General features: G+C 22.6%; 12 protein-coding genes. 4 read left to right on the top strand and 8 right to left on the bottom strand.

Annotated elements, in window-relative coordinates; all coding sequences use genetic code 11:
• From trpCF to yciA, 4 genes are all read left to right on the top strand, one after another.
• Positions 1–1,362 carry a bifunctional indole-3-glycerol-phosphate synthase TrpC/phosphoribosylanthranilate isomerase TrpF gene (gene trpCF, locus AB4W46_RS01025; RefSeq protein ID WP_367678316.1) on the top strand — a complete coding sequence of 454 codons (1,362 nt, stop codon included), beginning with the start codon at positions 1–3 and terminating at the stop codon, positions 1,360–1,362.
• Positions 1,363–1,415: 53 nt separating this feature from the next.
• Complete coding sequence (trpB, locus tag AB4W46_RS01020; protein WP_367678681.1) at positions 1,416–2,600, top strand: tryptophan synthase subunit beta; 1,185 nt, start codon at positions 1,416–1,418, stop codon at positions 2,598–2,600.
• On the top strand, positions 2,597–3,409 hold the full coding sequence (gene trpA, locus AB4W46_RS01015; RefSeq protein ID WP_367678680.1) for a tryptophan synthase subunit alpha: 813 nt from the start codon (positions 2,597–2,599) through the stop codon (positions 3,407–3,409). The genes trpB and trpA overlap by 4 nt, the downstream gene beginning before the upstream one ends.
• 525 nt (positions 3,410–3,934) lie before the next feature.
• Entirely contained in the window at positions 3,935–4,327 is a 393-nt protein-coding gene (gene yciA / locus AB4W46_RS01010) for an acyl-CoA thioester hydrolase YciA (protein WP_367678679.1), read from the top strand.
• 502 nt (positions 4,328–4,829) lie between these two features.
• On the opposite strand, the gene pyrF is transcribed toward yciA, so the two are convergent.
• The 8 genes from pyrF to mnmA all read right to left on the bottom strand — a co-directional run bounded on the left by pyrF (position 4,830) and on the right by mnmA (position 13,452).
• Positions 4,830–5,540, bottom strand: a complete 711-nt coding sequence (pyrF, locus tag AB4W46_RS01005) for an orotidine-5'-phosphate decarboxylase (protein WP_367678678.1) — start codon at positions 5,538–5,540, stop codon at positions 4,830–4,832.
• A gap of 73 nt (positions 5,541–5,613) precedes the next feature.
• Positions 5,614–6,534, bottom strand: a complete 921-nt coding sequence (lipA, locus tag AB4W46_RS01000) for a lipoyl synthase (RefSeq protein ID WP_367678677.1) — start codon at positions 6,532–6,534, stop codon at positions 5,614–5,616.
• A gap of 66 nt (positions 6,535–6,600) precedes the next feature.
• Positions 6,601–7,242, bottom strand: a complete 642-nt coding sequence (lipB, locus tag AB4W46_RS00995) for a lipoyl(octanoyl) transferase LipB (protein ID WP_367678694.1) — start codon at positions 7,240–7,242, stop codon at positions 6,601–6,603.
• A 52-nt stretch (positions 7,243–7,294) separates the two neighbouring features.
• A complete protein-coding gene (locus AB4W46_RS00990) occupies positions 7,295–7,942 on the bottom strand; it encodes a YchE family NAAT transporter (RefSeq protein WP_367678676.1) in 648 nt (215 codons plus the stop codon).
• Positions 7,943–8,088: 146 nt separating this feature from the next.
• Positions 8,089–10,020: an exoribonuclease II gene (locus AB4W46_RS00985; protein ID WP_367678675.1), complete on the bottom strand. Its 1,932-nt coding sequence runs from the start codon at positions 10,018–10,020 to the stop codon at positions 8,089–8,091.
• 45 nt (positions 10,021–10,065) lie between these two features.
• Positions 10,066–10,848 carry an enoyl-ACP reductase gene (locus AB4W46_RS00980; RefSeq protein WP_367678693.1) on the bottom strand — a complete coding sequence of 261 codons (783 nt, stop codon included), beginning with the start codon at positions 10,846–10,848 and terminating at the stop codon, positions 10,066–10,068.
• A gap of 58 nt (positions 10,849–10,906) precedes the next feature.
• Complete coding sequence (gene purB, locus AB4W46_RS00975) at positions 10,907–12,283, bottom strand: adenylosuccinate lyase (RefSeq protein ID WP_367678674.1); 1,377 nt, start codon at positions 12,281–12,283, stop codon at positions 10,907–10,909.
• A 44-nt stretch (positions 12,284–12,327) separates the two neighbouring features.
• The gene (mnmA, locus tag AB4W46_RS00970) at positions 12,328–13,452 is read right to left on the bottom strand and encodes a tRNA 2-thiouridine(34) synthase MnmA (RefSeq protein ID WP_367678692.1); all 1,125 of its coding nucleotides are present in this window, start codon (positions 13,450–13,452) and stop codon (positions 12,328–12,330) included.
• Positions 13,453–13,510: the final 58 nt, after the last annotated feature.

Raw genomic sequence — 13,510 nt, 5'->3', positions numbered from 1 at the left:
ATGAAATACAACGTTTTACAAAATATTTTATACGATAAGAAAAATTGGTTAGAAAAAAGAAAAAAAATACAACCAATTTCAGAAATAAAGAAAACAATAAAATCATCTGTACGAAAATTTTATCACACATTAACACTAAAACAACCATTTTTTATTTTAGAAGCAAAAGCAGCATCACCATCACACGGAATAATTAATAAAAAATTCAATCTTATTGAAATTTCAAAATGTTATAAAAAACATGCATCAGTAATTTCGGTATTAACGGATGAAAAATATTTTCATGGAAAAATGGAATACTTATCTCAAATGAATAAATTGGTACATCAACCATTATTATGCAAAGATTTTATCATTGATGAATACCAAATTTATTTAGCTCGTTACTATGGTGCTGATGCAATTTTATTAATGTTATCCATTTTAAAAGATTATCAATATATTTTTTTTTCAAAAATAGCACATAGTATGAATATGGGTATCATAACAGAAATCAACAATACAAAAGAACTAAAAAGAGCTATCGCGCTTGATTCAAAAGTCATTGGTATCAATAATAGAAATTTAAAAAATTTATCTATAAATATTAAAAATACCAATTTCCTAGCACCTTTAATACCAAAAAATAAAATTATTATTTGTGAATCTGGTATTAAAAATAATATACAAATAAAAAAACTAAAACATATTGTACATGGGTTTTTAATTGGTTCTTCCATTATGCAATCAAAAAATATTAGTCATAAAATTAATAGCATTATATTTGGAAATAATAAAATATGTGGTTTAACAAATCCTAATGATGCGTTGATATCTGAAAAAATTGGAGCAACACATGGTGGATTAATTTTTGTTAAAAAATCACCGAGATTTATTGTATTAGAAAATGCTTTAAGTATCATTAATCAATCTAATCTAAAATACGTTGGAGTGTTTCAAAATGAAAAAATTAAAAACATCATATTTATTATTAATAAATTAAATCTTCATGCTATACAGTTACACGGTAATGAAAATCAAGAATACATAAAAACACTAAAAAATAAAATACCTGAAAATATTCAACTATGGAAAGCATTATTCATAGAAAATAATATTATTCAATTAGATCTAAAACATATTAAATACTACGTTTTTGATAATTTAAAAGGAGGATCTGGAACTACTTTCGATTGGAAACATATAAAAAGATATAATCTAGAAAACGTATTTTTATCTGGAGGATTATCTTTATTAAATTGTAAAAAAGCATCTAGTTTTCAATCTTTTGGCTTAGATTTTAATTCACAATTTGAAATATCTCCTGGAATAAAAGATCATAAAAAATTAAAAACTCTATTTACAATGTTAAGAACGATATAAAATAGTATTTTATTTTTATAATATTATTAAATATATCAACAATAAGGATTTTTATGAGTATTTTAAATTCATATTTTGGTAAATTTGGCGGTATGTATGTTCCACAAATATTAGTACCAGCGCTAAAAGAATTAGAAGAAAATTTTTATGAATCTCAAAAAGATAAAAAATTTAAAAAAAAACTATCACAATTATTGAAAAACTATGCAGGTAGACCAACCCCCCTCACACTATGTAAAAATATTACTCGCGGAACCCAAACAAAATTATATTTAAAAAGAGAAGATTTATTACATGGAGGGGCACATAAAACTAATCAAGTTCTTGCACAAGCGTTATTAGTAAAAAAAATGAAAAAAAAAGAAGTATTAGCAGAAACAGGAGCAGGACAACATGGGGTTGCAACAGCATTTGCATGTTCATTATTGAATTTAAAATGTAGAATTTATATGGGAGTTAAAGATATCAAAAGACAAAAATTAAATGTTTTAAGGATGAAATTTATGGGAGCAAAAATTATACCAGTACAATCTGGATCTGGAACGTTAAAAGATGCATGCAATGAAGCTATACGAGATTGGTCAAAAAATTATAAAAATAGCCATTATATGATAGGAACAGTAGCAGGACCTCATCCTTATCCTACTATGGTAAGAGAATTTCAAAAAATTATCGGTATAGAAACAAAAATTCAAATTTTAAATGTTGAAAAAAAACTACCAGACATTATTATTGCATGCATTGGAGGTGGATCAAATGCTATTGGAATATTTCATGATTTTATTAAAACAAATGTAAAATTGATTGGTGTTGAGCCAGGTGGAATTGGAAAAAAAGAAGGACAACATGGAGCTCCTATAAAATATGGAACACCTGGGATTTACTTTGGAATGAAATCATTATTATTACAAAATCAAGATGGACAAATCCAAAATTCACATTCTATTTCTGCAGGATTAGATTTTCCCTCTGTTGGACCAGAACATGCATGGTTGAATTCTATTAAAAGAGTAGAATATCATTCTATTACTGATAAAGAAGCTGTAGATGCGTTTCAAAAACTATGTAAATATGAAGGTATTATTCCAGCACTAGAAACTTCTCATGCTATAGCATTCGCATTAAAAATTATTCAAAAAAAACCTGATAAAAAACAAACCATTATTGTAAATTTATCTGGTCGAGGTGATAAAGATATATTAACAGTTCAACAATATCTGAAACAGGATAAAATATGAATCGATATTTTACAATGTTCAAAAAATTAAAAAAAAATAAAGAAGGGTGTTTTATTCCATTTGTTGCATTAGGAGACCCATCTATTCAAACATGTTACACTATTATTGATATTTTGGTGAATTCTGGAGCTAATGCGTTAGAATTAGGAATTCCATTCTCAGATCCATTAGCCGATGGAGTAATTGTTCAAAATGCTAACTTACGTGCATTATCTAACAATATTACTATGAAAAAATGTTTTGATATGTTGTATCATTTTCGTCAAAAATATTATAAAATCCCAATTGGAATATTAGTATATGCAAATATGATATACCAATATGGCATTAAAAATTTTTATCAGGATTGTAAATCTATTGATATAGATTCAGTATTAATTCCTGATATTCCTATAGAAGAAGAAAAAAAATTTAAAAATCATTATAATGATAAAAATATATCTTCAATCTTCATTTGTCCTCCAAATGCTAACAATATACTCATGGAGTATATTGCAAAAAACAGCAACAGTTATATTTACTTAATTTCTAGATCTGGAGTTACAGGTCATCAGAACCATGCAAAAATTCCTGATATAAAAATTATTAATCAACTCAAAGAATATAATTCTGTTCCTATTATACATGGTTTTGGTATCTCAAAAAGTTCACATATTATTGATTCAATACGAATGGGATCTAGTGGTGTTATTTGTGGATCAGTAATTATTCAATTAATTGAAATGTTTCAATATGATAAAAAAAATATGTTTTTAAAAATTAAAAAATTAGCAACAAAATTAAAAAATGCTACAATACATATTCAATAATATTGAATTCAAGAATATTAAAATTAAATTATATAAATTATATTATTTCTAAAATACTTCTTTATTTATAGCAGTTAATATGATAAATATTAAAAGTTACATTGATGGCATATTAAAATTATACAAATTGAGAAATTTTTTCATTTTTTTTATAATATTCAATATCATAAAATTTATATTTTTTACATTTATTTCTCCAATAATAGCATTATTATGTATAGCAATCATCATATTATATATCAATAATAATTATTATTTCCGTGCGTTAAAAAATATTATTTCTATAAAAATATATAATGCATTTATGATTTTTTTAATTGCAATATTTGTATTTTATAATCTTAAAGATATTTTCTTTATGTTAAATATGATAATATTTATAATAATTATTACATTTTTTTTAAAAAATCGAATTTAATATCAAACAATCATATTAATATTAAATATATATAATTATTTAATTCATAAAATTACTAATTTAAAAATTAATTATATAAATTTTATTTTATAAAATCTATTAAATATATGAAATATCTGAAAAAAAAAAAACTAGTATTAAGAACATTAGCAATGCCAGAAAATATTAATGTTAATGGAGACATATTTGGAGGATGGATTATGTCTCAAATGGATATAGCTGGATCAATTTTAGCTAAAGAAATTTCAAAAGGGAAAGTTGTAACTCTAAAAATAGAAAATATGTTGTTTTTAAAAAGAATATCAATTGGAGATCTTGTTAGTTGTTATGCTAAATGTATAGAAATTGGTAATACGTCCATAAAAATCAGTATTGAAACATGGGTAAAAAAAATTTCTTTCGAACCATTAGGTTTAAATATAAAAAGTTCACAAGGAGTGTTTATATATGTTGCAATTGATAATTATGGTAATCCAACACCAGTTTTAAAAAAAAATTAATATGATTATATAATGTAATAAATATAAAATATTTTAACATTTTTATCCATAATATAAATATATTATTTAAAATTAAAAAATAAAAATTGGTACATTATAAATAAATTTTCAATAATTATATTGTATTATTCATTAAAATAAATTTTAACAAAAATATAAATATTATTGATAAATTTTTGTAACTAATATATTTATAATTATATTACAATATAATAAAAATAAAATAATTACAATATATACTATCAATAATATTTCAAAGTATTCATTATTCATTAATTTTAATTATAGTACCCATATAAAAATTAACATACTATACCAATTAAAATAGTATTTTAAACATATAATTATAAAATATATTCATATTCATAAATTATTAATATTATGTTCAATGTAATCAATGAAATTAATACTAAATTTTTATGATGATAATATAAATATTAAAACAATAAAAATTATTATTAAATATCTATATAATTAATTTAATAAAAAATTTATTAAAATATTATATATATTTTAATATTTCTTTTAAACGTTTTATTGGATTTTTAGATTGAGTAATGCTTCTCCCTATTACAATATAATCACAATCACAATTTTTAATTTGATCAGGATACATTACCATATTGTGATCATGATGATCATCAGCAATAAATCTCATACCTGGAATTATTGTCTTAAATGATTTTCCAAAAATATTTTTAATTTTTTTAGACATGAAACCTGGACAAATCACACCATTTAATTTTGCTAATTGGGATAATTTAGAAATTTTAATAACATATTCTTCTATAGAACTAGAAACCCCAATTGTTGATAAATTTTGAATATTAAAACTTGTTAATGAAGTTACTGCTACTAAAAATGGAGGATTCAATTTTAATAAACTTAATGCTTTTTTTGCAGATATCATCATTTCATAACCTCCACAACCGTGAATACTAATCATCCAAATACCTAATTTTGCAACAGAATAAACAGCTTTAAAAACAGTACTTGGAATATCATGAAATTTTAGATCTAAAAAAATATCAAAATTAAATTTTTTGATTTCTTCTATAAAAGATACTCCAAATCGTATGAACATTTCATAACCGATTTTTACTTTATAAATCTCTGGATCTAATTTTTTTATTAAATCTATTGCTAAATGTTTTTTACAAAAATCCAAAGCTATAATAATTTTAGGAATATTTTTTAAATTTTTTTGATTCATCATAATATTTTATCTCCATGAATAAAATATAATATACATATTAAATAATTACATATCTCATACATTCAGTCATTTATTTTACTTGTTCATTAGCATGATAAGAAGAACGTACAAGAGGACCGCAAAAAGCTTTTGTAAAACCCATAGATATGGCTTCTTCATATAAATGTTGAAATTCTAAAGGAGTGACGTATCTTTTTATTGGTATATGATTCTGAGTAGGTTGTAAATATTGACCTAATGTTAACATATTAACATCATGATTTCTGAGGTCTTGAAGAACCTGTAAAACTTCTTTTTCAGTTTCCCCTAAACCTAACATTAAACCAGATTTAGTAAAAATATTCGGGTGTTTTTTTTTAAAATATTGTAATAATTTTAAAGATTGATAATAGTTTGCACCTGGTCTAATCAATTGATATAATCGTGGTACATTTTCTATATTATGATTAAAAACATCCGGAGGATTTTTAGAAATAATATCAATGGAATATTTTAATGAATTTCTAAAATCTGGAACCAAGATTTCAATTTTAATATTTTCATTTTTTTTACGTAAATGATGAATACAATTTGAAAATTGAGTGGCTCCACCATCTTTTAAATCATCTCTATTAACTGAAGTAATTACTATATATTTAATACCCATTTTATCTACTACTTTTGATAATTTTTCAGGTTCATGAGGATCAACAAGTATAGGTCTTCCTTTTTTAACAGCACAAAAAGAACATTTTCTAGTACAAATATTTCCCAAAATCATGAATGTAGCAGTATGATTATGAAAACATTCTGTTAAATTAGGACAACGAGCTTCTTCACAAACAGTATGTAATTCATATTTTCTTAAAATATTTTTTAATTTATTTACATGGTTAAATTTTGTTGGTAATTTAATTCTAATCCATTTAGGTTTTAATGAATTATTTTTTTTTTTATAATGATTATTTTTTAAATTTTTTTTATTTAAGTTATTTTGATGAATATTTAACATGTAAAATTCCAATTATTAAAAAAATATTAATAAAATAATAATAATACTATCTTAAAATAGTAAGAATTAAAAATAATTTTTAATGCATAATATTTTAAAAAATGTTGAAATATTTTCAATTAAAATTTTTTTTACATAATATAATGAAATTTCAGGTTTAATATCAGAAATTTGTGTCATAATCATATCCTGAATACCACATGGATGAATATAAAAAAATGGTTTTAAATCCATATTTACATTTAATGCAAAACCATGAAGAGAACAACCTTTTTGAATACGTAAACCAATCGAACAAATTTTTTTACTATCTACATATATTCCAGGATACAATTTATTATTGTTACCAATAATAGAAAAAGTATATAGAGTATTTAAAACAATTTGTTCAATATAAAATAATAACTGTCTAATATTGATCTTATTTTGTTTTAAATTTAGTAATAAATATACTATTTGTTGTCCAGGACCATGATATGTAATTTTTCCACCTCGATTTGATGATGTTATTGGAATATTATGAATATATTTTATTTTTTTATCATCATTTAATACATGTCCTGTAGTGTAAATAGGATAATGTTCTACTAATAAGATTTCATCCAATGTATATTTATTACGAATATTCGTAAAATCATTCATATAATTATAAACTGTTTTCCAATCTTCGAAATGCAAATTACGAATTATAATATATGTATTTTTCAACATTATATAAAATTATCTGAGTTAAAAGAATAGTATAAATATTTTATAATATTTATAATATTTTTGTAAAAATTATTTTAATACTAGCAATAATAAATTCAATTCCAAGAGACATCAATAATAAACCCATAATTCTTGTTAAAATATTAATTCCAGTATTTCCTAAAATCCTAATAAAATACGGTGCAAGTTGAAATAATAACCAACACATGAATGAAAAAAACAATATTAATATACTACCTACTATCATATTATTATAATGATTATGATGTGTACTCCATATGATTGTTGAACTAATAGCTCCAGGTCCAGCAATTAATGGCATTCCTAAAGGGATAATGCTAATATTTTCTTTATTATATGCAACTTTATTTTTATTATTTTTTAAAAGTAATTTACTCATTAATTGTCCATTAATCATAGATGTTGCAACGCTAATAATTAATAAACCTCCAGCAATACGAAAAGATTCAATAGAAATACCAAAAAAACTTAATATAAAACTACCAATAAATAAAGAAACAATTAAAATACTAGCTGCAGTAATATTTGAAATAAGATTAATTCGGTTTCTATCGTTTTGTGATCTTAATCCAGTCATACCAATAAAAATTGGTATCATACCAATAGGATTTATTAATGCAAATAATACTGCAAAAAAATTTAAATAAATCTTAAAATCTGAATCTACATAATCCACATTATCTCCTCAGTTTTGAAAATATTAATCCTTATTTCATAGTATAATATCGAAACTATAAAACTACTACATTTATATTTTTAAAAATATGAAATCTATATTTTTGATAGAAAAATAAATATTCATTTAAAATATCATCTATAAAACTAAATCGGTTTAGCAATAATACTACGACTATCAAACTGTATATCAATAATAATCACACTAATATTATCTGAGATACGATATAATTCTTTATTTTTTAAATATAAAATACCATATTTTTGATTACAAATAATTTCTTTTTGAACATGATGTATATGACACATTGGTATAAATACATTAGCTCCATTAATTATTAATTGAGCACGTATACCATACGGTAAAATATCAAATATTTTTGCCTGAAAAATTTGATTTATTTTTTTAGTTTTATAAAAAAAGTTTATATATAACCAATTTTCAATGTTTTTTTTTATAGTTCGATGTCTTCTTTTACAATCCATAATATTCATTATCATTTTCTGATTTGGTTTAATCGCTGAATTACCTAAAATAATACTTTTAATTATTCTATGGTTAATCATATCACTGTATTTACGTATTGGAGATGTCCATGTTAAATACTCATTGAATCCTAGAGCAAAATGCGGTTTTGGTGTTAAACTCATCACACTAAAAGATTGATATTTTTGAATACAGGATTCGATGTAACATGTAGAAATAGTATTTAAAATACGACGAAATTCACAAAATCCTAATAGAGTAGTAATATTATTAGAGTTAATGTATATACCATTATTTTTTAATATTAAAGAAACATTCTTAGCATTGGTTTCATTAAAACCAATATGTGAATTATATACACCAAAACCCAAATTTTTTGATATAAATTTTGATGCAATAATATTTGCAAGAATCATTGTCTCCTCTACTATTTTATGTGCAATTCCTCTTTTTTGAAAAGTAACTTTTATCAATTCATGACTACTAGAAAAATGAAACTTATATTCTATTTTATCTTTAAATATTACAGCATTTTTTTTACGCCATTTCATTCTTCTATTACATAATTCATGTAATACATTAATTTGATTGATGATACTAGTTTTATGATACCAACTTCTATTACCTTCAATTAATTTTTCAACATCTTCATATGTTAACCTTGCATGAGATTTTATCCATGCTAAAAAAAAATTAAAATTTTTATTAATATTACCGTATTTATCAATAACAACTTTACATGCTAAAACAGGTTTTTTAACGTTAGGGTGTAATGAAAATTTATTTTCTGAAAGTATCCTAGGTAACATTGGAATATTAAATCCTGGTAAATAATTTGTGAATAACATTTTTGATGCAATAACATCTAAATTACTACCAATATTAATATATGCAGTAGGATCAGAAATAGCAATAATTATAGTAATATCATCATTATCATGTTTTTTAACATATAATGCATCATCAATATCTTTCGTACATTCATGATCAATAGTAATAAAATTTAAATGTATAAGATTTTTTCGAAATATTTTTTTATTGAAATTAATTTCATAATTGTAAATATTAGGAAACTTATAATTAGTTTTATGATTAGATAACACTACTTTCCAAGGAAGTAATGGGTCATTATAGGAAGAGATTAATGTAATTAACCTTGCTTGAAATATTTTTCCATTATTTAATTGATGTTGAATTAATTTTGCAATAAACCAGTCTCTATCATGAATATGACGTGCATTATTTTTTTTAACGTCACAAATAATTAAATTTGAAATTAAAGGATAATCCGGCTTAATAAAAACATTATTTCCTATTTTTTTAATATAACCCATAAATATTTTTAAAAATGGTTTAATTAAAATAATAGGTCTTACAAATTTTTTACCATTTTGATAATACAATTCCGCTACAATACGATCTCCATGCATAACATACTTGTTATATTTAGGAGGAATATAATAATTTATTTTTGATGTTACTTTTAAAAAACCAAAACCTTTTTTAAATTTTTTAACAATTCCAGAAATTTGTAATGATTTTAATTTACATGTCATTTTCATTGGTATCAATAATCGATTATTTTGAAACATAGATATTTATCCAATAATTAAACAAATTTATAAAATAAATAATCATCATTGTAAATGATTCATTCCAGATATACTCAAACCTCCATCAACATAAATGATTTGACCAGTAATCCCGCTAGATAAATTAGAGCATAAAAATGCAGCAACATTTCCAATCTCATAATTTGTAATTAACCTTCTTATAGGAGAATAATTTTTAGAATAATTTAAAATTTTTTTAAAATTAGGAATGCTATATGAAGATGTTGTTTTAATAGGCCCTGAAGAAATGGCATTAATTCTAATTTGATGTTTACCAAGAATATTTGCAATATATCTTACGTTAGCTTCTAATGAAGATTTTGCTGAACCAAGAACATTATAATAAGGAATTGATTTTTTAGATCCTAAATATGTTAATGTAATAATTGAAGAGTTTTTATTTAATTGTTTTTGACATAATTGCAACATATGTATTAAACTATAAGAAGTAAAATTATGTGTATTTAAATAATCTTTTTTATTAATATTATTAAGATCATATTCAAAAAATTGTTTTTTTGGAATATATGCTAATGCATGAACGAAACCATCAAAGCTTTTCCAATATTTTGATAAACGTAAAAATAAGTTTTTAACATCATGATTGTAAAAAAAATTACATTTAATCACAATTTTAGAATTAAATTTTTTAGCAATGCTTTGTATTTTTTTTTTATGTTTTTGGTTAATGCATGTAAATGCTAAAGATGCATTTTGAGAATACATAGATTGAGCAATACCATAAGCAATTGATCTTTTATTCAATATCCCGGTAATTAAAATTTTTTTATTTTTTAAAAATCCCATCATATTCCTAAAAATAATTTTATAAATTAAAGTACATACATCATATTATAAAAAACAATCAATTACATATTTTATTAACTATCTCCACAGCATTACCGATATAATTAATTGGTGTTAATTTTTTCAACTTATTTTTTTCATATGATGGAATATTTAATGAATCAATATATTTGTGCAATTGATTAGCGTCAATATTCTTATTTTGAGTTAGTTGTTTTAATTTTTCATATGCATCATTAATTCCAAAACGACGCATAACCATTTGAATTGGTTCAGCTAATAATTGCCACTGATCTTTTAAATCCTTTTCAATATTTATAGTATTTACTTGGATTTTATTTAATCCAAATAAAATTGAATCGTATGCAATGATTGAATAACTAATAGTTACTCCAAGATTCCTTAGTACAGTAGAATCACTTAAATCTCTTTGCCATCTTGAAATAGGTAGTTTTAATATCATATGATTCATAATAGAATTAGATAAACCAAGATTTCCTTCCGATTTTTCAAAATGAATTGGATTAATTTTATGAGGCATAGTAGAAGAACCAACTTCATTTGTACTACATTTTTGATTAAAATAATGTAATGTAATATAACCCCAAATATCTTGATTAAGATTAATTAAAATAGTATTAAATCGTATAATGCAACTTAATATTTCTGATATATAATCATGTGGTTCAATTTGAGTAGTACAAGAATTCCACGTAAAACCTAAATCATTAACAAAACTTTCACTTACTTTTTCCCAATCAATATCAGGATAAGAAACTACATGTGCATTATAATTCCCTGTAGCGCCATTGATTTTACCAAAAATTTTTGTATTTTTTAAATTAACGCTTTGTAATATTAAACGTGAATAAAAATTTGACATTTCTTTACCCAGGGTTGTAGGAGTAGCTGGTTGACCATGAGTTCTAGAAACCATACTAATATTTTTAAATTTTATTGCCATATTTTTAATTACTAATATAATTTTTTCCCAATATGGTAACAATACTGTAAATATAGTACTTTTCATCATACTAGCGTATGCTAAATTATTAATATCGTCTGAAGTACAAGAAAAATGAATAAAATTTATCATTGATTTTTTTTTTGGTATTAATTTAGAAATTTTTTTTTTTAAAAAATATTCAATAGCTTTAGTATCATGATGAATAATATGTTCTATTTGTTTAATTTCTTTTGCATCATTATAATTGAAGTTTTTTATTATATTATTCAATGCATCATTTGTGAAATCATCAAATTTTTGTAACTCAAAAATACCAGATACCTTAGATAATTTTTGCAACCATCTAATTTCAATTTTTACTTTTAATTTTAAAAATGCATATTCACTAAATATATTTTTAAGAACAGAAGTTGTTTTATGATATCTTCCATCTACAGGAGAAATTGCGGATAAATAGAAATTTTCCATATATAAAATCTTCCAAATAAATACTTTAAAGTATAATATAAATATTAATCAATTTTTGAATCTGGATAATAGGGTATAGAAGATGTAATAATTCCACCTCCCAAACATATATCATATTGATAAAACACTACTGATTGACCAATGGTAACTGATGAAACAGGTTGACTAAAAATCGCTTTTACAGATCTTAAATTTAATAATGTTATTTTACATGATATATCTTTTTGTCGATATCTAGTTTTTAACGTACATTTAAAAATATCTAATACGTTATCTTTATTAATCCAATTTACATTTCTAGCAATTAAACCTATCGAAAATAATTTATTATTTTGATGACCTTGAACAACAATTAAACTATTTTTAAATAAATTTTTTTTCATTACATACCATGGTAATAATTTTTTATCATTTTTTCCACCAATACCAAGACCTTTTCTTTGTCCAATTGTATAATTCACTAAACCAGTATGTATACCAATAATATATCCATGGATCGTAACAATGTTTCCTGGTAAACTTCTAATGAATCGATTTAAAAAATTTGACATTTTACGTGGACCAATAAAACAAATACCAAAAGAATCTTTTTTTTGAGAATTTAATAAATTAATTTTTTTTGCTATATTTCGAACTTCATATTTTTTTAAATGACCTATAGGAAACAGTATTTTTTTTAATTGATAATGTTTTAAAGTATATAAAAAATATGTTTGATCTTTTAAAAGATCTGTACTACGTAATAGCATTGGTTTATGATTAAAATATGAAATTTGTGCATAATGTCCTGTAGCAATATAATCTGAATTTAATTGTTTCATAGAAAAATCAAAAAATACTCCAAATTTTATTTTTTGATTACATAAAATATCTGGATTTGGTGTATTTCCTTTTTTATGAACAGATATAAAATCCTTAAATACATAATTCCAATATTCATGAGAAAAATTTATCTCATGTAAATGAATACCTAAAAATTTACATACATTACGCGCGTCATTTAAATCTTCTAATGCGGAACAATAATTAAATTTATCATCCTCTTCCCAATTTTTCATAAATACACCTTCAACAATATATTTATTCTTTAAAAGAAGATAAGCAGATACTGAAGAATCAACACCTCCAGACATACCAAGAATTACTTTTTTAGGTTTTATCATGATGATCAATAATTTTAAAATATCATATATAATTACTAATTATATATATTTATAAAAATTTTTA

Source organism: Buchnera aphidicola (Panaphis juglandis) (assembly GCF_964059065.1).
GTDB classification, from domain to species: Bacteria; Pseudomonadota; Gammaproteobacteria; order Enterobacterales; family Enterobacteriaceae; genus Buchnera_L; species Buchnera_L aphidicola_AM.
This window is presented reverse-complemented; position numbering and strand designations above follow the sequence as displayed.

What these genes read in the sequence shown, in the direction of transcription:
- trpB (WP_367678681.1), top strand. Translation starts at nt 1,416, where the DNA reads ATGAGTATTTTAAATTCATATTTTGGTAAATTTGGCGGTATGTATGTT.
- trpA (WP_367678680.1), top strand. Translation starts at nt 2,597, where the DNA reads ATGAATCGATATTTTACAATGTTCAAAAAATTAAAAAAAAATAAAGAA.
- AB4W46_RS00985 (WP_367678675.1), bottom strand. Translation starts at nt 10,020, where the DNA reads ATGTTTCAAAATAATCGATTATTGATACCAATGAAAATGACATGTAAA.
- purB (WP_367678674.1), bottom strand. Translation starts at nt 12,283, where the DNA reads ATGGAAAATTTCTATTTATCCGCAATTTCTCCTGTAGATGGAAGATAT.
- lipA (WP_367678677.1), bottom strand. Translation starts at nt 6,534, where the DNA reads ATGTTAAATATTCATCAAAATAACTTAAATAAAAAAAATTTAAAAAAT.
- trpCF (WP_367678316.1), top strand. Translation starts at nt 1, where the DNA reads ATGAAATACAACGTTTTACAAAATATTTTATACGATAAGAAAAATTGG.
- AB4W46_RS00980 (WP_367678693.1), bottom strand. Translation starts at nt 10,848, where the DNA reads ATGGGATTTTTAAAAAATAAAAAAATTTTAATTACCGGGATATTGAAT.
- pyrF (WP_367678678.1), bottom strand. Translation starts at nt 5,540, where the DNA reads ATGAATCAAAAAAATTTAAAAAATATTCCTAAAATTATTATAGCTTTG.
- yciA (WP_367678679.1), top strand. Translation starts at nt 3,935, where the DNA reads ATGAAATATCTGAAAAAAAAAAAACTAGTATTAAGAACATTAGCAATG.